General features: G+C 61.3%; 22 protein-coding genes. 1 reads left to right on the top strand and 21 read right to left on the bottom strand.

From position 1 onward, the window contains the following. Nucleotides 1-11: 11 nt before the first annotated feature. From ASD60_RS01470 to ASD60_RS01565, 20 genes are read right to left on the bottom strand one after another with little or no spacing between them, the layout of a single operon-like run. Nucleotides 12-1,238 (bottom strand): beta-ketoacyl-ACP synthase, encoded by a 1,227-nt coding sequence (locus ASD60_RS01470; protein WP_056852283.1) that lies wholly within the window; start codon nt 1,236-1,238, stop codon nt 12-14. Then, on the bottom strand, nt 1,238-1,966 hold the full coding sequence (fabG, locus tag ASD60_RS01475; protein ID WP_056852284.1) for a 3-oxoacyl-ACP reductase FabG: 729 nt from the start codon (nt 1,964-1,966) through the stop codon (nt 1,238-1,240). The genes ASD60_RS01470 and fabG overlap by 1 nt, the downstream gene beginning before the upstream one ends. Beyond that, entirely contained in the window at nt 1,963-2,424 is a 462-nt protein-coding gene (locus tag ASD60_RS01480) for a hotdog family protein (protein WP_056852285.1), read from the bottom strand. The genes fabG and ASD60_RS01480 overlap by 4 nt, the downstream gene beginning before the upstream one ends. Beyond that, complete coding sequence (locus ASD60_RS01485) at nt 2,421-3,617, bottom strand: beta-ketoacyl-[acyl-carrier-protein] synthase family protein (protein WP_056852286.1); 1,197 nt, start codon at nt 3,615-3,617, stop codon at nt 2,421-2,423. Before ASD60_RS01485 ends, ASD60_RS01480 begins: the two co-directional genes overlap by 4 nt. After that, nucleotides 3,614-4,117 (bottom strand): hypothetical protein, encoded by a 504-nt coding sequence (locus tag ASD60_RS01490; protein ID WP_082557516.1) that lies wholly within the window; start codon nt 4,115-4,117, stop codon nt 3,614-3,616. The genes ASD60_RS01485 and ASD60_RS01490 overlap by 4 nt, the downstream gene beginning before the upstream one ends. Then, a complete protein-coding gene (locus ASD60_RS01495; RefSeq protein WP_056852287.1) occupies nt 4,117-4,842 on the bottom strand; it encodes a class I SAM-dependent methyltransferase in 726 nt (241 codons plus the stop codon). Before ASD60_RS01495 ends, ASD60_RS01490 begins: the two co-directional genes overlap by 1 nt. Beyond that, complete coding sequence (locus tag ASD60_RS01500; protein ID WP_056852288.1) at nt 4,839-6,086, bottom strand: NAD(P)/FAD-dependent oxidoreductase; 1,248 nt, start codon at nt 6,084-6,086, stop codon at nt 4,839-4,841. The genes ASD60_RS01495 and ASD60_RS01500 overlap by 4 nt, the downstream gene beginning before the upstream one ends. Beyond that, the gene (locus ASD60_RS01505; protein WP_056852289.1) at nt 6,073-7,233 is read right to left on the bottom strand and encodes a hypothetical protein; all 1,161 of its coding nucleotides are present in this window, start codon (nt 7,231-7,233) and stop codon (nt 6,073-6,075) included. The genes ASD60_RS01500 and ASD60_RS01505 overlap by 14 nt, the downstream gene beginning before the upstream one ends. Beyond that, entirely contained in the window at nt 7,230-9,569 is a 2,340-nt protein-coding gene (locus ASD60_RS01510) for an MMPL family transporter (protein ID WP_056852290.1), read from the bottom strand. Before ASD60_RS01510 ends, ASD60_RS01505 begins: the two co-directional genes overlap by 4 nt. After that, the gene (locus ASD60_RS01515; RefSeq protein ID WP_056852291.1) at nt 9,553-10,254 is read right to left on the bottom strand and encodes an outer membrane lipoprotein carrier protein LolA; all 702 of its coding nucleotides are present in this window, start codon (nt 10,252-10,254) and stop codon (nt 9,553-9,555) included. The genes ASD60_RS01510 and ASD60_RS01515 overlap by 17 nt, the downstream gene beginning before the upstream one ends. Beyond that, nucleotides 10,251-10,676, bottom strand: coding sequence for an acyl-CoA thioesterase (locus ASD60_RS01520; protein ID WP_056852292.1), 426 nt, complete (start codon nt 10,674-10,676; stop codon nt 10,251-10,253). Before ASD60_RS01520 ends, ASD60_RS01515 begins: the two co-directional genes overlap by 4 nt. Next, on the bottom strand, nt 10,669-12,213 hold the full coding sequence (locus ASD60_RS01525; RefSeq protein WP_056852293.1) for an HAL/PAL/TAL family ammonia-lyase: 1,545 nt from the start codon (nt 12,211-12,213) through the stop codon (nt 10,669-10,671). Before ASD60_RS01525 ends, ASD60_RS01520 begins: the two co-directional genes overlap by 8 nt. Then, the gene (locus ASD60_RS01530; protein ID WP_056852294.1) at nt 12,194-13,135 is read right to left on the bottom strand and encodes an LpxL/LpxP family acyltransferase; all 942 of its coding nucleotides are present in this window, start codon (nt 13,133-13,135) and stop codon (nt 12,194-12,196) included. Before ASD60_RS01530 ends, ASD60_RS01525 begins: the two co-directional genes overlap by 20 nt. Further along, the gene (locus tag ASD60_RS01535) at nt 13,132-13,866 is read right to left on the bottom strand and encodes a glycosyltransferase family 2 protein (RefSeq protein ID WP_056852543.1); all 735 of its coding nucleotides are present in this window, start codon (nt 13,864-13,866) and stop codon (nt 13,132-13,134) included. The genes ASD60_RS01530 and ASD60_RS01535 overlap by 4 nt, the downstream gene beginning before the upstream one ends. Beyond that, entirely contained in the window at nt 13,859-15,556 is a 1,698-nt protein-coding gene (locus ASD60_RS01540; RefSeq protein ID WP_056852295.1) for an acyl-CoA synthetase family protein, read from the bottom strand. Before ASD60_RS01540 ends, ASD60_RS01535 begins: the two co-directional genes overlap by 8 nt. Further along, nucleotides 15,553-16,098 (bottom strand): hypothetical protein, encoded by a 546-nt coding sequence (locus ASD60_RS01545; protein ID WP_056852296.1) that lies wholly within the window; start codon nt 16,096-16,098, stop codon nt 15,553-15,555. Before ASD60_RS01545 ends, ASD60_RS01540 begins: the two co-directional genes overlap by 4 nt. Beyond that, entirely contained in the window at nt 16,095-16,349 is a 255-nt protein-coding gene (locus ASD60_RS01550; RefSeq protein WP_028622164.1) for an acyl carrier protein, read from the bottom strand. Before ASD60_RS01550 ends, ASD60_RS01545 begins: the two co-directional genes overlap by 4 nt. Nucleotides 16,350-16,358: 9 nt before the next feature. Then, on the bottom strand, nt 16,359-16,619 hold the full coding sequence (locus ASD60_RS01555; RefSeq protein ID WP_056852297.1) for a phosphopantetheine-binding protein: 261 nt from the start codon (nt 16,617-16,619) through the stop codon (nt 16,359-16,361). Beyond that, nucleotides 16,600-17,409 (bottom strand): lysophospholipid acyltransferase family protein, encoded by an 810-nt coding sequence (locus tag ASD60_RS01560; protein ID WP_056852298.1) that lies wholly within the window; start codon nt 17,407-17,409, stop codon nt 16,600-16,602. The genes ASD60_RS01555 and ASD60_RS01560 overlap by 20 nt, the downstream gene beginning before the upstream one ends. Then, nucleotides 17,385-18,110, bottom strand: coding sequence for a beta-ketoacyl synthase chain length factor (locus ASD60_RS01565; RefSeq protein WP_056852299.1), 726 nt, complete (start codon nt 18,108-18,110; stop codon nt 17,385-17,387). The genes ASD60_RS01560 and ASD60_RS01565 overlap by 25 nt, the downstream gene beginning before the upstream one ends. 352 nt (nt 18,111-18,462) lie before the next feature. On the opposite strand from ASD60_RS01565, the gene ASD60_RS01570 reads away from it, so the two are divergent. After that, nucleotides 18,463-19,233, top strand: a complete 771-nt coding sequence (locus ASD60_RS01570) for a ParA family protein (protein WP_056852300.1) — start codon at nt 18,463-18,465, stop codon at nt 19,231-19,233. A 103-nt stretch (nt 19,234-19,336) separates the two neighbouring features. Here the strand turns inward: ASD60_RS01570 and trxC are convergent, their stop codons facing one another. Beyond that, on the bottom strand, nt 19,337-19,771 hold the full coding sequence (trxC, locus tag ASD60_RS01575) for a thioredoxin TrxC (RefSeq protein ID WP_056852301.1): 435 nt from the start codon (nt 19,769-19,771) through the stop codon (nt 19,337-19,339). Nucleotides 19,772-19,869: the final 98 nt, after the last annotated feature.

Genomic DNA, 19,869 nt, shown 5'->3' on the forward strand with positions numbered 1-19,869 from the left:
AGTTTGCCGCGTTACGCCCAGCGCTTGAAAATCAGCGAAGTATTCACCCCGCCAAACGCAAAATTGTTGTTCATCACGTAACGGTTGCTCATCTGCCGGAACTCGCCGCGCAAGTAGTCCAGCTTGCCGCAATGCGGGTCGACGTCGTCGAGGTTGAGGGTATGGGCGTAGAGGTCGCGGTTCATCATTTCGATGCTGAACCAGGACTCCAGCGCACCGCAGGCGCCGAGGGTGTGGCCGAGGAAGCTCTTTTGCGAGCTGATGGGCATGTGTTCGCCAAACAGGCTGCTGGTGGCCAAAGTTTCGGCGATGTCGCCCTGTTCAGTGGCAGTGCCGTGGCCGTTGACGTAACCGATATCCGACGGTTGCAGCCCCGCGTCTTCCAGTGCCAATTCCATCGCCCGGCGCATGGTGACTTGTTCGGGACGGGTGGTGTGCTGGCCGTCGGCGTTGCTGCCGAAACCGACGATTTCGGCATGGATGCGTGCGCCGCGCGCGAGGGCGTGCTCCAGCTCTTCGAGCACCAGCATGCCACCCCCTTCACCGATCACCAGGCCGTCACGGCCGCTGTCATAAGGACGTGGCGACAACTGCGGGGTGTCGTTCTTCAGGCTGGTGGCGTAGAGCGCGTCGAAAACCATGGCTTCGGTCGGGCACAGCTCTTCGGCGCCGCCGGCGAGCATCAGCGGCAAGCGGCCGAACTTGATGGCCTCGTAGGCATAGCCGATGCCCTGGCTGCCGCTGGTGCAGGCGCTTGACGTCGGGATCAGGCGGCCGGTGAGGCCGAAGAAAATGCTGATATTGGCCGCCGTGGTGTGCGGCATCATCCGCACATACGAGTTGGCGTTCAGGCCCTCGGCCACCGAATTGAGCAGCATGTTGCCGAACGCCTTGATCTCGTCGGTGCTGCCGGTGGACGAACCGCAGGCGACGCCCATGCGTCCATCCTTGATCGATTCGTCGTCGAGCAGTCCGGCGTCCGTCAACGCCTGTTCCGCCGCGCCGACTGCCAGCCGGGAAACGCGGCCCATGCTGCGCAGTTGCTTGCGAGTCCAGTGGCTCGGCACCTTGAAGTCGTCGATAGGCCCCGCCAGGCGCGTGTTGAGCTCGGTGAATCGATCCCACTCGTCCATCCGGCGAATGCCGCTGCGGTTGGCGGCGAAGTTGCCGACGATGGTCTGCCAATCGCTGCCGAGTGAGGTGATGCCGGCCATGCCGGTGACGACGACGCGCTTCATCAGCACAGGCCTCCGTTGACGGCCAGAACCTGCCGGGTGATGTACGAGGCTTCCGCGGACATCAGGAAATTCACTGCGCCTGCCACCTCTTCAGGTGTGCCCATGCGTTGTGCGGGAATCATTTTCATCAGTTCTTCCACCGGCACGTTTTCGTCGAGCATGGCCGTGTCGATCAGGCCGGGGGCGACACAGTTAACGGTAATTTTGCGCTTGCCCAGTTCAATCGCCAATGCTTTCGCCGCGCCGATCAGGCCGGCCTTGGAGGCGCTGTAGTTGACCTGGCCCCGGTTGCCGATCAGGCCGGACACCGACGTGATGCAGACAATCCGCCCGGCGGCGCGACGACGGATCATCGGCATCATCACCGGGTGCAACACGTTGTAGAAACCGTCGAGGTTGGTGCGCATCACCACATCCCAATCATCCTCGCTCAGTGCCGGAAAAGCACCATCACGGGTCAGGCCGGCGTTGAGCACCACGCCGTAATAGGCGCCGTGGGTTTCGACGTCGGCCTCAAGCATCGCTTTGCACATGGCGCGGTCGCTGACGTCGAATTGCAGGATGCGTGCCTTGCGTCCCAAGGCTTCGATGTCGGCTTGCACGGCCATGGCCTCGCTCAGTCCACTGCGGCAATGCAGCACGATGTCATGCCCGGCCTGGGCCAGGCGCAAGGCGATGGCGCGGCCGATACCACGGCTGGAACCGGTGACCAGTACGGATTCAGTCATGACTGGACTCCTGCGGGTTCATGAAGATATTGAGCCGCCTGCGGCGGGCGGTACACGTTCAGGCGGGCGGTGGCGTGAATGCCTGGCCCGTCGATGTGGCATTCGAACACGCCCATGCCGTTGTCGTCCTCCAGCGAGCGGATGCCGTGGATGGTCAACTCGCTGCCGGCCGGGAAGTTTTCGACGTTGCACTCGAACTTGCGGCTGCCGAGCAGAAAGCCCAAGGCCACCGTTTCGCCACGCTGGCGCGCATGACAACCGGCGAAGGCGGCGACGCTCTGGGCCATCAGTTCGATGCCAACCCAGGCCGGCAAACTGCCGTCAGGCAGGCTGAACAAGCCATCAGGCTTGACGGTGAGGCGGGTGTGAATCTGCTCGTCATCGAATGCCAGGATCTGATCGATAAAGATCATGTCGCCGGCGTGAGGCAGCAGTTCGGCGAGCGGCCAGTCAATCATGGGGCGTCTCCGATAATCAGGCTGACGTTGTTGCCACCGAAGGCAAAGGAATTGCTCATCAGGAAGCGAGGTCCTGTGGACGCCAGTCGATCGGCCGGGGTCACCCATTTCAGGGGCGGTAACGCCGGGTCCGGTTGGCCATCCCAGATGTGCGGCGGCAGGGCGTGCGCGTGGTTGTCCTTGCTCAGGCTCAACCAGCAGAACGCCGCTTCCAGTGCCCCGGCGGCGCCGAGGGTATGACCGGTCATGGGTTTGGTCGACGAGCAGGGGACACCTTGCGCAAACAGCGCATTCACTGCCTGACTTTCCATGGCGTCGTTGTGCTGGGTAGCGGTGCCGTGCAGGTTCAGGTAGCCGATTTGTTCGGGCTGTAATTGGGCCTGGTTCAAAGCCTTGCGCATCGCTTGTCGGGCTCCACGGCCGGTCGGTTCCGGCGCGGAAATGTGATGGGCATCGGAGCTGGCGCCGCTGCCCAGCAAGGCAATCGCCTGGCTGTCACTGGACTGTTTGCTCATCAGGAACAGCACCGCCGCTTCACCGATGTTGATGCCGTTGCGGTTTACCGAGAACGGATTGCAGCGTTGCCCGGACACCGCCTCCAACGCTGAGAAACCATTAAGGGTCAGCTTGCACAATGTGTCGACGCCACCGCACAGCACCACGTCGCAAACGCCCAGATCGAGCAGTCGCCGGGCGCTCATCAATGCCCGGGCGCTGGAGGTGCAGGCGGTGGAAATCACATAGGCGGGACCGCTCAGTTGCAACCAGTCGGCGAGGAAATTTGCCGGTGCGCCGAGTTCCTGTTGCTCATAGTCATATTCGTTCGGGAACTGCTGCTCGCGCACGTACTGAGCCAGCCCCTGACTGGCCTCATCGATGCCCGAGGTGCTGGTGCCGAGCACCACGCCGATGCGATGACGACCGTAGGTCTGGATCGCTTGATCGATGTCCTGGCGAATTTGCAGGGCGGCTTCGAGCAACAGTTGATTGTTGCGGCTGCGCTGCCGACTCAGCTGTGGCGGAATCGCCGCAAGCTCGCCCTGCACCGCGCCTACGGGCAACGAACGCTCCGGCACCCAGCCAGCTTCACTGCGCATGCCGGAGCAGTCGCCAGCGAACAGGTTGCGGGCGACTTGCGCCTTGCCGCGCCCCAGCGAGCAAATCACCCCGAGGGCGTTCAGGTAGGCCGTCATGGGGTGTCACCGCTCAGGGGCGTGATTTGATAATTCGGGCCTTTTGGCAAATTCAATTCGAAGCTCGAGGGTTGTGAATAATGAACGTCCCAGCGCGCTGGCAGCGAACGTTGCGCGCCGTGTTGCCAGGCGCTGGGGTAGTTGCTCTGTAGCTCGTCTTTTGGGGTCAGCGCGAACAGCAACGCGGCGAACAGTTCTCGGGCTTCCGGGTTGGGCGGCAGCAGGCCATCGGCGCGCCACGAGCCGTCGACCAGTTTCTGGCGTGCCTGGGGAATGCCCAGCAGGTCCATCATCGACCAGCGAATGGCCGGACCTTCACGCTGGATCACCAATACCCAGTCTTGACGCTGTTCGGCCTGCAAGCGCTGGATGTGAAATTGCAAAGGCAACGAAAGGCTCGGGTTTTTTTCGGGCAGCGGCGGCTGGCTGGCACAGGCGCCGAGCAGCAGGACTGCGACCGATAGAAGAAATCGCATGGCGAAGCGGTTGACGAAAAACATCACACAGCACCTTCAAGAGGTTTGCGCGCCACCACATTGACCAGCGTTTCTTCCCGCTGGCCAAAAGGCTTCGGTTGGCGCAAGCCCATACGTTCAAGCAGGCCGAAATCCCTGGCGCGGCTCCACCACAGGTACGGATAGGACACGTTTTTTTCCGTGAATTGAAAACCCTGTCGACGAATCATCGCCAGATACTGCGCGGCACTCTTTTGCACGTGCATCGGGTGGCGGAACAACCAGCGAATCACCCAGGTATCAATGTAAGCCTCGGTGGATTCCGCGAACAGCAGGTAACCACCCGGCTTGAGCACGCGATAGAACTCGGCGAGTGCCTGTTCCTGCTCGACCAGATGATGGAATGTCTGGTGACAGAACAGCAGGTCGACGCTGGCGTCGGGCACGGCCAGGGTCGCGCAATCGCTGCCGAGCAATTCTACCGTCAAACCTTGGCCAGCTGCTTCTGCGCGGCTCTGGTTCAGGCTTTGCGGGTCGGCGTCCACGCCGATCAGACGCTCGGGCATGAAGGCCTGTTGCAGATAGCGAAATGACTTGCCTTGACCGCAACCGGCGTCCAGCAACACCGGACGGCTTGGCAACACGTCGCCGAACAGGCGCTGCAGATCATTGATCGCCACGCGCAGCACATGATGCTGCCAGGTGTGGCTGCGCAGGAACCAAAGCCCGAAACGGGTCTCTTCGACGTAAATGTTGCTCAAGTAGCTCATGTGGCGTCCCTTGAACACAGCTGCGACAACATCCGCAGTCGGCGTTTGGGTTCGGCGACGAACGGGTTGCGCTCATCCCAGGCATAACCGGCGAGGATCGAACTGATCATGCGGCGAATGTCCGGCGCACCGCCAGGGAAATAAATCACGTCCTGGAAAGTCCCGGCATACCAGCCCTCGACGTAGCAGCGGAAGGTATCGACACCGCGCTTGAGCGGTTCGGCGAACTCGCGTTGCCAGTCGACGGTTTCGCCTTGCAACTGACGGTGCAAAACCGCAGCGGCCATGCTCGCTGAACGCATGGCGATGGTCACGCCGGAGGAAAACACCGGATCGAGGAATTCCGCCGCGTTGCCCAGCAAGGCAAAACCCGGCCCGTGCAGGGTTTTGACGTTGGCCGAGTACCCGCCGATGGTACGCGCCGGGGTATCCCAAACGGCGTTGGTCAGTACACCGGCGAGGCTCGGCGTTTCGGCGATGAAGCCGCGCAGGCAATCGTCCAGATTGTCGCTGCGACCCTCGAAATGTTCCGCTGAAGCGACCACGCCGACCGAGCAACGTCCGTTGCTGAACGGGATGGTCCAGAACCAGATATCGCGCTGGGTAGGGTGCGTGGTGACAAGGATCTTGCTGCGGTCGAAATTCGGGTTGTCGATATGGTCTTCGACGTGGGTGAACACGGCCTGGCGCAGCGGGAAATTCGACGGCGCCTCCAGGTCGAGCAGGCGCGGCAGCACACGCCCGTAACCGCTGGCATCAAGCATGAAATCCGCTTCGATCCGATACTCACTGCCATCCTCACGCTTGACGCCGAGCAGTGGCTTGGCTTGATCGATATCGACGCTGACGATGGTTTCGCCGTAGCGGATCTCCACGCCCTGGAGGGCGGCCTGATCGGCCAGCAGCTTGTCGAAGTCGGCGCGCTGGACCTGAAACGTTGTCGGTTTGCCTTGGGTGAACGTATCGCCGAAATCGAAGCTGCTGTAGCGCTCGCCCCAGGCGAACGCAGCACCGGTCTTCAGCTGGAAGCCGGCCGCGTTGACGGCATCGAGCATGCCCGCTTCTTCGACGAAATCCAGGCAATGCGACAGCAGGCTCTCGCCGATGGAAAACCGGGGGAAATGCTGTCGCTCGATGACCAGCACATCATGGCCCTTGCGTTTGAGCAGCGCAGCGGCGATAGCGCCGGAAGGGCCGGCCCCGATGACCACGATCGGGCGACGTTGCAATTCAACGGTTGGCATGAGGGCTCCTTGCCGGGGCGGCAGCGTTCAGGGGAATTCGGTGCATACCGGCGAGTGCCGGCAGCAGTGTCGCGACCAGGCCCATCAGCATCAACGCAAAGTACAGCGCCGGGCTGATCAGCTGTTGTTGCAGCAGCAGGTTGAGAAAGACGATCTCACTCAAGCCGCGAATGTTCAGCAGCACGCTTTCGCGCCAGCGACTGGCGCCCTGGAACGAGGCGCCGGCCCAGCCCAGGCCGATCCAGTTGCCCAGCAGTTTGCTGGCGATCGGCAACAGCAGCAGCGCCACCAGTTGCAGCCAGCCAAGGCTGTCCATCGCGCTGTGCACGTTGATCTGCACGATGCCGAAGGTGAGGATCAACGGGATGGCGATGTAGGTCTGCAGGCGGCTCATCCAGATCGCCGGCAGCGGCAGCACCAGCGGCGCCTTCAGCGCGGCCATGATCAACACATAACCGATGCCGAAAATCAGCGCATTGAGCTTGTAGTGTTCGGCGACCACCAGCAGGGCGAAAAAGCCCAGGCTGTAGAGCCAGGTCTGGCGCAGTCCGAGTAGCCGCAGCAACACGGGCAGGCAGGCACCGGCCAAGGGCAGCAGGAGACTGCCCAGGTGCAGGCTGCCTTGGGCGAGGGCAAACAGGGTCCAGCAGGCGAGGTCGATCAGGATCGCGGTCTGTACCAGTCGACGGGTGGCGGCTGGCGGGTAATCGATGTGTCGCAGGTACAGGTACAACACTGGAATCGCAGTGATGGCAAACAACAAACCAACGGCCAGCGAACTGATCCACGGTTGCGGCGGCAGCAGCCAGACCGCGGTGGCGAGGCCGCAGACGAACGGAATACAGAAACTCGGCAGGGCGATTTTCAGGCTTCGGCGGTCCAGTTGCAGATCGATCACATCGCTGAGGATATAGCCCAACAGCAGTGCAAAACTCAGGCTGTAGAGGTTTTTCAGCCAGATGGGCGACACCAGCGCCGCGCCGCTCAGTTGCCATTGCGGCTCGATCCAGAAGAACATCAACAGCGGCAGGCCAATGGTCGCCAGCAACAACTGGCTGACGATCGGGATCAGGCCTACGTGGCGACCGATGCGAGTCGCCACGGCGAACAACGCCAGGGCCATTAGCCAAAACACAACGATCATCATGTTGTCGGCTCCGCAACAGGTAGCGCATGCACATGGCGCCCGGCCCAGGGGGCAAGCAGGAAACTGAAGATCAGCCCCAGGCTAACCGACAAGCCGAAATTACTCACCGCGGGCGTACTGGACACCGCCAGCAAGCCGAACGACAGCCAAGTAGTCAATGCCGCCAGCAAGGTGCCCAACAGGCTCACGGCGGCGCCACCGACCTGTTCGCGCATGAGGATCGCGTAGTCGACGCTGATCGCCGTCACCAGCAGCAGGCCGAACAGGCTGAACAGCGTCAGCGGCTGCCCCAGCCAACCGAGGCTGGCCAGGCTGCACAGAGCGGCCAGCAGCGGCAGGGACACAATGCGCAGTGCGCCGCCAAAGCCGAACGGCACGACCAACACCAGCACGATCAGCACACAGGAAGCGAGTTTCAGTTCGGCAGCGCTGATTTGAGTGGCAGCGAAAACACGGTTCAGCTCACCCAGTCGATCCACCAGTACCACCCCCGGTAAATCTTCAGCCTGGACTTGCAGCAAGTTCGGGTTGGTGATGCCTTGCAGGCTGACCATGGCCGCTACGCCGTCATCGGTCGGCCCCAGCCACAACAAGCGATAAGGTTCCGCCAGCGGCCCGGCCAGGGCACTGTCGATGTCTTCGACGGGCAGTGCTTGCAGCTGGGTCAACTCCGCTTGCAACGCCGCGACCGGCACGCCGACATCCAGCAGCGGCTGCCAGAACTGCGGCAGTTTGCCCAAGGCTTGGCGAACGTGTTGCTGGTCATTTGACGGGCTGACCAATTGGTCGAGCGACAGATAGCCCTGAAGTTTTTCCAGATTGACCAACTGATCCAGACGTTCGCTCAAGGCACTTGATCGTTCGAGCAATTGCTGTTGGTTGGCGGCCCGCACCAGGAAGAACTGGCTGGTGGGTTGATAGCCGGTGATCCGTGCGATGGTTTGTGCTTCGTCGGTCAATTGCTGCGGTGCACCGACCCATTGGCGAATGTCGTTTTTCGTTTGCAGTTGCAGCAGGCCAGCGACACAGAAAGCGAGCAGCAGCACCAGCAGCACCGGCGTGCTCAGGATCTTGAGCAAGTCTTCGCGACGAGCCAGCAAAAACTCGGAAACCTGCAGCGGCCATTGCGCCGGGCGCAACTCCACACCCTTGAGCAGCGCCGGCAACAGGCATACGGCGGACAGATAAGCTCCCAGCAGACCGGCGGCGGAGAACACCGCAATCTGGGTCAGCGCGGGGAACGGCGTCCAGGCCAGGGCCAGGTAGCCGATGGCGCTGGTGATCAGGCTCAATGTCAGGCCCGGCAAAGTCAGGCGTAGCGCTGGCCAGCTTTGCCAGGGTTTCAGGCTCCAGCTCTTGGACAAATAGTGCAATGGATAATCGACCGCGACGCCGATCAGGCTCGACCCCAGCACCAGTGTCATCACGTGCATATGACCGAACAGTGCCACACACGCCACCGCGCCGAACAGCATGCCCACCAGCACCGGGACAAATGCCAGCAACACACGCCAGCGGCGGAAGGCCAGAAGCAACAACAACAGGATGCCGACGGTGGCACCACCGCCGACCCAGGTCATCTCACGGGACGCCTGTTTCTGACCATTGGCGGCATAGAGCAGGCCGCTGGCGGCCAGCAGTTGCACGTCAGACCTGGCGGCTTCTTCGCGGCTTTGTGCAAGCAGATCGGCTACTTGCAGCGGCAGGCTCATGTCGAAGGCGTTGCCGGTGGTGCGGGCGCGCAGCAGTACCCAGCTCTTGCCGTCGGCATCGGCAATCAACGCGCCGCTGCCGAGGTCCAGTTGCACCGCACCGTGCTGCGGCTGGCTGTTCTGGATGCGTCCGGTCAGGCCCAGCCAGTCGTCCTGGCTTGGCACCAGGCTGAAGCCGGTGAAAGGGTCGAACAGCGCTTGTACGCGTTGCTGGATAAAGGCGTCGGGATGCTCGATCAATTGCTGGCGATCGTCCGCCGAGAGCATCGACAAACGGCCCTGCAACAGTTGCGTGCGCAGCGCCGGCAAATCGGCTTGCAGGTTCCACTGGACCTTCTCGAACAAACCACTGGCCTGCCATTGATCGCCGAGTTTTTGCGCCATGGCGATGGCCTGCTCACGATGTTCATGGCCGACCAGTACCAGCATTTCGCGATTCAGTGGTTCCTGCATGCGTTGTTCGGCGCGCATTTCCAGAGCGTCGGGCGCAGTGCCCGGCACCAGTTCCATCAGGTTGGCCGACAACGGTGCACCGTTGCGCCATTGCCAACCGGCGAGCGCCACCACGGCCAGCAGCAGGATCACGAATAGCCACGGCAGCCTGCGTTCACTGGGCAAAGTCATGTTGCTCCGCGTCGCTCAAGGGTTGGGCACTGGTGCTGTCCTGCATGCGCAACAGGGTGCTGTCGCCCTGGGTTTCAAGCAATTCGATGCTGTGCACCAGTTCACCGCCGGCAATGTTGATCTGGTTGAACACCTGCTTGAGCAGCATCGAACGCGGTAGCAGGGTCAGTTTCCAGTTCTGCGCGTCGCCGCTCAAGGACAGTTCGAAATCCCGTTGCAGGCCGCTGCTGTCGCCTTGCAGCACAGCGAGGAACAAACGGTTCTGCTCGGCGCCGGCGCTTTTGCCAGGCAGCATCTGCCAGCTGTTGCCGTCGCGTCGGGCAATACCTTGGGTGGTGATGCGGTAATCCTGTTGTAACGGGGTTTTCAGTAGCCACAGCAGACCGTATTTTTTCGCCAGGACAAACGTGCCTTTGCTGGTCAGTGGCTGGGGCAGGGCACGCAGGTGCTTTTCCTGGATGAAGTTGCCGTGGATGACGTCGGGCTTGGCCAGTTGATCGCTGAGCTGTTGCAGATCGAATGCCTGAGCCAGCCCCGGAATGCCCAACACCACGCACAACACTGCAGGAGCGAGCCTGCTCGCGAAAAACCCGAGAACGCCGCAGGGTTTGGCCCCAGCGTCATCGTTAACGACCATCGCTGGCAAGCCAGCTCCCACAGGGGACCGGGGGTGGCGGAACATCATGGCAAGGCCCTTTCGACGGCGTCGGTGAAGACTTTGGGGGAAGCCAACAACATCTCGCGGTTGCTCATGTCAACCGCGACTTGCACGGAAACCGCGCGGGTCAGGCGTTCGCCGGTTTGCGCATCGCTGATCAGGTAGTTGATCTTCAGACGGTTTTCCCATTCCACCAGATTGGCTCGCACGTTGAGCTTCTGGCCGAACACCGCACCGCGCACGTAGCGCAATTGCAGGTCGATCACCGGCCACGCGTAACCCGAGTCGGACATCGCGGTGTAGTTGTGGCCGATCTTGTCCAGCAACGCGCAACGGGCGATTTCCAGGTATTTGACGTAATGACCGTGCCAGACGACGTTCATGCTGTCGACGTCAAAGAACGGTACGAGGATTTCCGTATCGGTGTGCAGCACTCCCTTGCTACGCATGCAGCCTCCAGTGTTGTTCGGCGATCCGTTTCAGGCACAGGCGCAGTTCGCCTTCCAGCGCACGATCTTCGATGACCGGCGGGAAGTCTTTGCCCAACGCTTCGTGCATGGCCGCGAGCGCTGGCGGCAACGGTCGCGCGTCCTCGGCCTGACCACGCAGCCAGACGCCTTGGTTGGCGGCGAGCAATGTGGCGGCGGCGACCTGTTCGGTCAATTCCAGTACACGGATCGCATCGCGGGCGGCGATGGTGCCCATGCTCACCTTGTCCTGGTTGTGACACTCGGTGGAACGCGAGAACACACTGGCCGGCATGGTGTTTTTCAATGCTTCGGCGGTCCAGGCACTGGTGCCGATCTGCACGGCCTTGAAACCGTGGTTGAGCATCGCTCGGTCGGCTGTGGCACCGGAGAGATTGCTCGGCAAACCGTGGTTGTAGCGCTCATCTACCAGCAGGGCGAGTTGCCGGTCCAATAGGTCGGCGACGTTGGCGACCAGGTTTTTCAAACTGTCCATGGCGAACGCGATGTGGCCGCCATAGAAGTGCCCGCCATGCAAAACACGTTCGGCTTCGGCATCGATGATCGGGTTGTCGTTGGCGCTGTTGAGCTCGATTTCAATGAATGAACGCAACCAGTTCAGGCTATCGGCCAGCACGCCAAGGACATGGGGCGCGCAACGCAGGGAATAGCGGTCTTGCAGGCGATGCAGTGGCGCGGTCGGCGCATCGATCGCCAGATCCTTGCGCAGCCACGCGGCGACCTGCATCTGCCCCGGATGGGGTTTGGCGGCGAACAGGCGCTCGTCGAAATGCTCGGGATTACCTTGCAGCGCGACCACGTTCAGCGCGGTGATGCGCGTCGCCAGTTGCAGCAGGTAGTCGGCGCGGGCGAAGGCCAGGCAGGCGAGGCCAGTCATCACGGCGGTGCCGTTCATCAGCGCCAGGGCTTCTTTCGGACGCAGCACCAGCGGATTCCAGCCGAGCTCGCGATGCACCTCGGCGGACTGGCGGCGTTCGCCGCGGAACATCACTTCGCGTTCACCAGACAGCGTGGCGGCGACGTAGGACAGCGGCGTCAGATCGCCGCTGGCGCCGACCGAGCCCTCTTCCGGAATCAGCGGCAGAATGTCGTATTCAAGGAAGGCTTGCAGGCGTGCCAGCAGTTCCACCCGCACCCCCGACACGCCGTGGCACAGTGACTGCAACCGCGCCGCCAGCACCGCACGGGTGGCCTGGGCGTCGAGCAATTTGCCCAACCCGCAACCGTGGAAGGTGTACAGATGCTGCGGCAGCGCTTCGACGTGATGCAGCGGCACCGCCACCACACAGGAATCGCCGTAACCGGTGGTCACGCCGTAGATCACGCCTTCTTTGTCCAGCAGAGAGTCGAGGAAACGAGCGCCCTTGGCGATGCGCTCGCGGTAGGCAGCGTCGCTCTGCAATTGCGCCGGCGCCTGGCGGTTGGCCAGGGCCAGCACGTCTTCGATGCGCAAAGGGAGTTCGCCGAAGGTTACCGGCTCAAGCGTTGGCGTCGTCATCGGTCTTCCAGAAAGGGTAAAAGTTGAACCATTGTTGAGGCGCGTCGAGGCAATAGTGACTCAGGCGCTCGGCGTAGCGGGAGGCCCACTGATGAATGACCTGCTCGCGATCCGTACGTTTCCAGATGATCGAGTCCGCAAAAGGCTCAATGGTCAGGCGATAGTCACCGTCGGGTTTCTTCAGGCACAGCAACAGGTTGACCGGGCATTTCAACAAACCGGCCAACAGCCACGGCCCTTGCGGAAACCTGGCCGGATGGCCAAGGAAATCCACTGTCACGCTGCGCCCGCCATGCAGTGGCACGCGGTCGCCGGCAATCGCCAGCCACTCGCCGCGCTCCAGGCGCTCGTGCAGTTGCAGCATGATCACCGGGTCCAGTTCGCTGACCTGGATCAGGCGCAGATTGGTCGCGCCGGCTTCGCCGAGCAAGCGGTTGAATTGCTCGGCGTGTTTGGTGTGCACCAGCACATTCATGGTGACCTTTTCGCCGATTTCCGCCAGTGCGCGGCAGACTTCGAGATTGCCCAGGTGAGCGCCCACCAGCATCTGCCCGCGAGTACCGCGCAACTGGTTGCGCAGTAGCGCCGGGTCGATGATTTCGATCTGCTCGATGCTCAACTTGCCGTTCCACACGTCGAGTTTGTCGAGCATGGAATCGGCGAAGGCCATGAACTGGCCGAACACTCGCCAATGGCTCGGGCGCAATTCATTGCGACCGCTCCACTCGGCCAGGCGTTGCTGATATTGCCAGGCACTGTGGCGGGCGCTGCGGCCGAACAGGAAGAAATACAGGACGATGCCGTACAGCAGCGGGCTCAGCAGGCGACGGCCAAGCACTTTGGCGGCGACCGCGGTAAATTTCATCAGCCAGAAACTGCCGCGCTCTTCGCGGTCGGCCCAGTGTTGCTTTTGCGCGTTCATGCTCGCCACCGCCGCCAGAGAATCACCGGTGAACGCAGCAACATGCCGAAAAACAGCCGGGTGTGCATGCTCGATATCAGTACGTTGTCGTAGAACAGGCGGAAATGCGAAACACCGTCCAGCGGGTAATGCACTTTGGTTTGCAGCCATTGCATCGGTTGGTTGCGCCAGGCCAGGCGTACCAGGATGTCCGAGTCGAAATCCATGCGTTTGCCGATTTTTGCCGACTCGATCAGTGCCAGAACCGGCGGCAGCGGATACACACGGAAGCCGCACATCGAGTCGCGAATCTGCAGCGACAGGGTGTTGATCCAGACCATGATGTGGGTCAGGTAGCGGGCGTACAAGCGGCCTTTGGGCACGCTTTCATCGTACTTCGGGTAGCCGCAAATCACCGCTTGCGGATGCTTGCGCGACAGTTCGATAAAGCGTTGCACGTCTTGCAGGTCATGCTGGCCGTCGGCGTCCACTTGCAAGGCGTGGCTGAAACCCAGGCGCGACGCTTCACGCAGGCCGGTCATGACCGCGCCGCCCTTGCCCTGATTGGCAGCGAGGCGAATCAGGTAGACCATTTCGCGTTGCGCCAGTCGATCAAGCACCCTGGCGCACGCCGGGCTGCTGGCATCATCCACCAGAATGCACGGCAGATGGCGGGCAATCAGCGCATCGACCACGGTGGTGATTGCACTTTCGTGGTTGTACACCGGAATGACTGCGCAGGGGCTATGCATGCTGGTTTGCACCTGCAAGTGCGGGTTCCAGCAAAATCCGCCCGCTGGAGCAGGTCGCTGTTTCATTGCGATAGGCAAAGTACAGTTTGCTGCGGTCCGGGTCGAAACGCAGGTGCAATTGGACTTCATCCCCCGGACGCACCAGTTGCTGGAATTTCAGCACTTCCATGCCGGCGAACTTTTCCGGCAAGTTCATCAATTGCTGGCCGAGGTTCAGCGCCCACTCCACTTGCACCACGCCGGGCAATACCGGCGCCGTGGGGAAGTGACCACTGAAATAGGCAAGATCCGGCGGTACGGCCAGTTGCAGGCTCCACTCGCCTTCGGTTTCGAGCTGTTCCAGAATTTGCGGCGCCTTGGGGCGTGGCGCCAGCAGCAAGGCTTCGACGTCGGCCTGGGGCAGTTTTCCCTGGGTGTTCAGCGGTAGTTGTCGCAGCAAGCGCCAGCGCCGTGGCAGGGCCAGCGCTTCGCAATGCTGGCTCAGGTGTTGGCGCAATTGTTCAGTGAGCGTGCGTCGTCCTTGATTGCGCAAGGCATGAAGGCCCGCTTCTGTCAGGACCAGCAATGCACCCAGTGAAGCGCGATTTTCCTGGACGACGCCAAGGCGCGCTTCGGCCACCCATGCATGGGTCATCAACGCCTGTTCCAGCATCGGCAGCGAAATGCGCTTTTCTTCCAGTTTGACGATTCGGTCCAGCCGCCCCAGCAACTCGAAACGGCCGTCAGCGACAATTCGCGCGGCATCGGCGGTATGTTCGACATGGCCGGCGGGCAAGTAGGGTGAGGCGATGAGCAGTGCGCCGTCAGCGTCCTGGCTCAAGGCGACATCGGCGAAGGGTTGCCAGAGCGTTGGCCCCTGGCGCCAGGCGATGCCGCCGGTTTCCGAGCTGCCAAAAATTTCTGTCGGCCATTGATGGAGGCGTTGGTACAAGATCTTAGCCGCCTCGGCCGGCAACGCGCCGCCGGAAGAAAATACCCGGCGCACTGCGCTCATGGCGGGCCAGTCGAGGTTGTCGCCCATGCGCTTGAGCAGTGCCGGGCTGGCCACCCAGGCGAAAGCCGGATGCTGGCGACTGGCGCGTTGCAGGTCTTCCGGAAACGCCAGTTGCCTGCGCGTGAACGGGCGTCCGGCACACAGTGGCCAGAGCACGCGGAACAGCAGGCCGTAGATGTGTTGGGTGGCAACGCTGCCGATGATGCATGCCGGGCCGAGATCGGCGCCCCACAGCTGTTCCAGGGCTTGAACCTCATTGGCCAATTGCCGCAGGTTTTTTTCGATGCGCTTGGGCTCGCCACTGGATCCGGACGTGCACAGGCTCAGCCGGCATTGATCCAGATCCAGTGCGGCGGCGCTGAGCGGTGCATGTCGGTAAGCGCTCAGCTGCGCATCGTCGGGCTGATCGGTGAGCCACAGGTCCACTTCCTTCGACCAGCGCTGGCGGGTTTGCGCTTGCAAGTCTGCGGGCAGCAATACGCTGACCCCGGCACGCCAGGCACCCAGCAGGGCAATCGCCAGATCGGCGGCGTCTTCAAGGTGCACGGCAATGCGCTGCACACCCTGGGCTTGCAGGCCGGCGGCCAGGCTCAGGGCCTGGGCACACAGATGTGCGTGATCGAGCGGCGGCTCGGCCGTTACGGCTCGCTGCGGCTCGGCCTTGAGCAGCAGCTGCTCAAGTTTTATCCAATTCATGGGTGGCCTCGTACCCGTTGTCGTATCAGCCATTCAATGGCAAACATCAGGCCTATCAATCCGTAGGAAATAAGACCGGTGTACAACATCCACCAGTTCAGTGGCGCCCACAGCGTCAGGGCGGCGGCGCACAAACCGTTGCACAGAAAAAACACGCTCCAGGCGATGGTCACCTGGCGGGTATAGCGAATGGCCTTGGCGGGCAAGTGCGGTTCGCGCAGACGGGCCAGGCGTTCGACCATTGGCGGGCCGTACATCAGACTCGATCCGAACAGCGCCAGCATGAAACCGCTGATCAGCACCGGATACCAACGCAACAACACCGGGCTGTCGAACAGCGCCAGCAGCAGGCAAAAGACGATGGCTGCCGCGGCCATCCACAGGCTGCCGGGCTTTTGTCGGCCGCTCAGTGCGCGGGCCAGCCACAGGCTGCCCAGCAGCAAACCGAATTGCCACGGCGCGAAATGCTCCATGCCGAAATACACCGCAAAGGGGTACAGCAGGCCTGCCAGCAGCAGGCCAAGGCCGATCAGTCGGCTCATGCGGCCGGTTGAACCAGACGGTAGACCGCCTCGACGACGTCGCTGACGGTACGCACCGATTTGAATTCTTCGGCGGCGATTTTCTTGCCGGTCTGACGTTTGATGTGGTCGATCAGGTCAACCGCGTCGATGCTGTCGATTTCCAGATCCTGATACAGGTTGGATTCGAGGCTGACGCGCTCGGGCTCCAGTTCAAACAGCTCGACCAAGGCATCGCGCAGGGTGTTGAAAATGTCGTCACGAGTTTGCATGGTCCGGTCTCAAGCTGCCTGTTTTGCGGTGACGAACGCCGCAAGGCTCGCCACGTTGCTGAAATGATTACGCGTGTCCTTGGCGTCGGCATCGATTTTGATGCCGTATTTTTTCTGGATGGCCAGGCCGAGTTCCAGAGCATCGACAGAGTCCAGGCCCAAGCCTTCGCCGAAGAGCGTCTGGTCATCGCCGATGTCGTCGGCACTGATGTCTTCGAGGCCAAGGGCGTCGATGATAAGCATTTTGATATCACGGTGCAGATCGCTCATCTTCGGCGAGCTCCTTAATAAAGTACGAATGTAGGTAATCATTGAGCTTGCGCGAGGCTTGAGGTGCTGGGCCCAGCGCAGCGAAGGCCTGTGGGTCTATATCGGCCCCGACGCGAAAACTGAAGTGCACACGACGCTTTGGGATCCGATACCAGGGCTCCGCCTTGGTCAACGTGGTCGGATTGACCCTGATCACCACGGGGGTGAGGATTTTCGCACCCCGCACGGCAATTGCCGCTCCTCCCCGATGAAAGGCCGGTGCCTGACCCGGCTGGGTGCGGGTGCCTTCGGGAAAGATGATCAGGGTTTGACCCTCTTTCAATGCATCGGCGGCGGCATCGAGCATGTCCATGCTGCCGTCGTTGCTGATGTATTCGGTACGGCGTAGCGGGCCGCGGGTGAAAGGGTTTTCCCAGAGGCTTTGCTTGACCACGCAGTTGGCGTGGCGCACCAGCCCGATCAGGAATACCACGTCGATCAGCGAGGGATGATTGGCGATGATCATCTGCCCCGGGCGTCCGAGTTTTTCCTCGCCCTGAATGTCATAGGTCAGCACGCCGGCGCGAGCCATGAACCGCACGAAAAACCAGAAGCAACGGCTGACCGTATGCCGCGCGCGCAGGCGATGGGTCCGGGCATCGCCCGGCAAACAGCCGAGCAACGGAAAAACCACCACGCGCAGGCACAGCCCGCCCAGTCCGAACAGGGTAAAGCTTGCAGCAGTTGCCAGCAGGCGCCAGTAGTAGGCGTCGCGGTTTTTCTCGATCATGGATTGCGTTGCCAGGTCCATACACGATTTTTCCAGGCATGTTGGCAGGTGGTTTGCTGGCCCAGCAGCGTTTTCAACAGATTCAGTGCATGGGGCCAGCGAGACTTGGACAACGCATCCGAGGGGCTGTTCAGGGACAGCTGCCAGTCGTTGCCTGGCGTGATCAGCAGGCCGAGGGCGTACGGAAACGGCACGTCATCAATCCACGTCGAATAGGCTTCGGGGGGCTGTTCCTCGGTTACCACCAGCAACACGGCCGGCGCACCCTCATTCAGCAAGGCCGCGGCTTCCAGCATGCCGTGTTCCAGGCCATCGCCGGCTGCGGCAAGGGCGGTCATCTCGCTGGTTTCACCGCGCATGATCGACCACAGGCCAATGATCGCGTTGTGCACAGAAAGACTGAATTGAGTGGGCGACAGCGGCTGTTCAACGGCCAACTCACTGAGAATGTCGAAGGTGCGCGGGGTTTCACCATGACGGGAAACAAAGACCAGCGGCAAGTCCTGACGACCTTCGGCCAGGGGCCAAGCGACACTGAATGCCATCCTCGCCAGCCGACTGAGGCGTCGGCGCTGCATGGCCGGCAGAAACGAGACATCCGGGGCCGCATCGCTGCCCGGGAGTACGACCGGTCGTCGACTCCAGGCTTGCCAATCGTCCACGCTTTCGAGCCCCGGGGCCCACGCGCGCCACTGGGCGATGTTGAAATTGATCACAGACATTCATCCCGCCCCTGCGGGCTTTCTTGACGCGATGAGTGCGCAAATGCACGGCACACCCTACGTGGCGCTTGGCGCCGAGTGGTGCGCATTATCCCGGTGCGACGAACGCGTAGCAAATGCTGGTTACATTTTGCTCAGCAAGATGTACCGCCTGGTTGGCGAAAAATGAACGTTTGGCAATTATTCACATTTTTATCATGCCGTTTGTCGGCCATTGCTGCGTATGGCTCTGATGTTTCCCGTTTTTTGGTGCGAGACGACGACTGACTGTGCAGTCCCCATTCCGGGAGGTAGCTAAGCAACGCCATGCACCACTACACTCGGTCATTCTTTGATACACGGAGGTTTTGACATGCGGCGCGTGGTGTTCAATCAGAAAGGTGGCGTGGGCAAATCCAGCATTGCCTGCAATTTGGCGGCGGTCAGCGCCAACGAGGGTTTTCGCACCCTTTTGGTTGACCTCGATGCCCAGGCCAATTCCACTCAATACCTGACGGGGCTCACCGGCAATGACATTCCCATGGGGATTGCCGATTTTTTCAAGCAAACCCTGTCTTCCGGGCCGTTCTCCAGAAAAAACCAGGTCGATATCTACGAAACGCCGTTCGATAACCTCCATGTCGTCACCGCCACGGCTGAACTGGCGGACTTGCAGCCCAAGCTCGAGGCCAAGCACAAGATCAATAAGCTGAGGAAGTTGCTGGAAGAGCTGAGCGAAGACTATGACCGGATTTACCTCGATACCCCTCCAGCGCTCAATTTTTACGCCGTTTCAGCGCTGATTGCCGCTGATCGCGTGCTGATTCCCTTCGATTGCGACAGTTTTTCTCGCCAGGCGCTATACGGCCTGCTGGCGGAAATCGAAGAGCTGAAGGAGGACCACAACGAAGGTCTGGAAGTTGAAGGCATCGTCGTCAACCAGTTTCAGGCCCGAGCCAGCCTGCCGCAGCAAATTCTCGACGAACTGATCGCTGAGGGGCTGCCGGTGTTGCCGGTGTATCTGGCCTCTTCGGTGCGCATGCGCGAATCCCACCAGGCCAATACGCCGCTGATCCATCTCGATCCAAGACACAAGCTGACGCAGCAATTCGTCGAGCTGCACAACCTGCTGGAAAACGCCTGATATTGGTTCATACACACAACCTTCAGGAGTGAGCCCTGCTCGCGATGAGGTTTGACATCCACATCCTCGCCGACTGACTCGCTCACACAAGGGCTGCGCTGTTTCAGATCCCCTGACTGCGCAGCCAGCTCATCAACTGCGGCAATGGAAACGCCCCGCTCTGGCGTGCGACTTCCCGGCCGTTCTTGAGCAGGATCAGGCTCGGGATCGAGCGAATCCCCAGCTGGGCTGACAATTGCTGATTGGCCTCACTGTCCAGCTTGGCCAGCCGGCACTTGCCCGCCAGTTGCGCTGCCGCTTGTTCAAATACCGGTGCAAACGACTTGCACGGCCCGCACCAGTCCGCCCACACGTCCACCAGCAACGGCAAATCACCCTTGATCTGGCTGGCGTAGTCACCTTGTTTCAGTTCAAACGGCTTGTTCAACAAGACCTCGGCTTTGCAGCGTCCGCATTTGGGATGATCGTTCAGGCGTTCGGCCGGGATGCGGTTGAGGCCATTGCAGTGGGGGCAGGGGATGAGGAGAGGATTGGTCATTTGCGGCTCCAGGATTTGGCAATGACGATGATTTGGAGATGAGTGCGGAATATATCAAGCCAGCCAAACTCTGGAGCTATGCGCGAACCGTCGCAAAT

It is taken from the genome of Pseudomonas sp. Root562, assembly GCF_001427125.1.
Taxonomy (GTDB): domain Bacteria; phylum Pseudomonadota; class Gammaproteobacteria; order Pseudomonadales; family Pseudomonadaceae; genus Aquipseudomonas.

What these genes read in the sequence shown, in the direction of transcription:
- ASD60_RS01490 (WP_082557516.1), bottom strand. Translation starts at nt 4,117, where the DNA reads ATGTTTTTCGTCAACCGCTTCGCCATGCGATTTCTTCTATCGGTCGCA.
- ASD60_RS01515 (WP_056852291.1), bottom strand. Translation starts at nt 10,254, where the DNA reads ATGATGTTCCGCCACCCCCGGTCCCCTGTGGGAGCTGGCTTGCCAGCG.
- ASD60_RS01530 (WP_056852294.1), bottom strand. Translation starts at nt 13,135, where the DNA reads ATGAACGCGCAAAAGCAACACTGGGCCGACCGCGAAGAGCGCGGCAGT.
- ASD60_RS01565 (WP_056852299.1), bottom strand. Translation starts at nt 18,110, where the DNA reads ATGTCTGTGATCAATTTCAACATCGCCCAGTGGCGCGCGTGGGCCCCG.
- ASD60_RS01570 (WP_056852300.1), top strand. Translation starts at nt 18,463, where the DNA reads ATGCGGCGCGTGGTGTTCAATCAGAAAGGTGGCGTGGGCAAATCCAGC.
- ASD60_RS01485 (WP_056852286.1), bottom strand. Translation starts at nt 3,617, where the DNA reads ATGACGGCCTACCTGAACGCCCTCGGGGTGATTTGCTCGCTGGGGCGC.
- ASD60_RS01555 (WP_056852297.1), bottom strand. Translation starts at nt 16,619, where the DNA reads ATGAGCGATCTGCACCGTGATATCAAAATGCTTATCATCGACGCCCTT.
- ASD60_RS01525 (WP_056852293.1), bottom strand. Translation starts at nt 12,213, where the DNA reads ATGACGACGCCAACGCTTGAGCCGGTAACCTTCGGCGAACTCCCTTTG.
- ASD60_RS01540 (WP_056852295.1), bottom strand. Translation starts at nt 15,556, where the DNA reads ATGAATTGGATAAAACTTGAGCAGCTGCTGCTCAAGGCCGAGCCGCAG.
- ASD60_RS01470 (WP_056852283.1), bottom strand. Translation starts at nt 1,238, where the DNA reads ATGAAGCGCGTCGTCGTCACCGGCATGGCCGGCATCACCTCACTCGGC.
- ASD60_RS01550 (WP_028622164.1), bottom strand. Translation starts at nt 16,349, where the DNA reads ATGCAAACTCGTGACGACATTTTCAACACCCTGCGCGATGCCTTGGTC.
- ASD60_RS01505 (WP_056852289.1), bottom strand. Translation starts at nt 7,233, where the DNA reads ATGATGATCGTTGTGTTTTGGCTAATGGCCCTGGCGTTGTTCGCCGTG.
- ASD60_RS01560 (WP_056852298.1), bottom strand. Translation starts at nt 17,409, where the DNA reads ATGGACCTGGCAACGCAATCCATGATCGAGAAAAACCGCGACGCCTAC.
- ASD60_RS01545 (WP_056852296.1), bottom strand. Translation starts at nt 16,098, where the DNA reads ATGAGCCGACTGATCGGCCTTGGCCTGCTGCTGGCAGGCCTGCTGTAC.
- ASD60_RS01500 (WP_056852288.1), bottom strand. Translation starts at nt 6,086, where the DNA reads ATGCCAACCGTTGAATTGCAACGTCGCCCGATCGTGGTCATCGGGGCC.
- ASD60_RS01510 (WP_056852290.1), bottom strand. Translation starts at nt 9,569, where the DNA reads ATGACTTTGCCCAGTGAACGCAGGCTGCCGTGGCTATTCGTGATCCTG.
- ASD60_RS01480 (WP_056852285.1), bottom strand. Translation starts at nt 2,424, where the DNA reads ATGATTGACTGGCCGCTCGCCGAACTGCTGCCTCACGCCGGCGACATG.
- ASD60_RS01520 (WP_056852292.1), bottom strand. Translation starts at nt 10,676, where the DNA reads ATGCGTAGCAAGGGAGTGCTGCACACCGATACGGAAATCCTCGTACCG.
- trxC (WP_056852301.1), bottom strand. Translation starts at nt 19,771, where the DNA reads ATGACCAATCCTCTCCTCATCCCCTGCCCCCACTGCAATGGCCTCAAC.
- ASD60_RS01495 (WP_056852287.1), bottom strand. Translation starts at nt 4,842, where the DNA reads ATGAGCTACTTGAGCAACATTTACGTCGAAGAGACCCGTTTCGGGCTT.
- ASD60_RS01535 (WP_056852543.1), bottom strand. Translation starts at nt 13,866, where the DNA reads ATGCATAGCCCCTGCGCAGTCATTCCGGTGTACAACCACGAAAGTGCA.
- fabG (WP_056852284.1), bottom strand. Translation starts at nt 1,966, where the DNA reads ATGACTGAATCCGTACTGGTCACCGGTTCCAGCCGTGGTATCGGCCGC.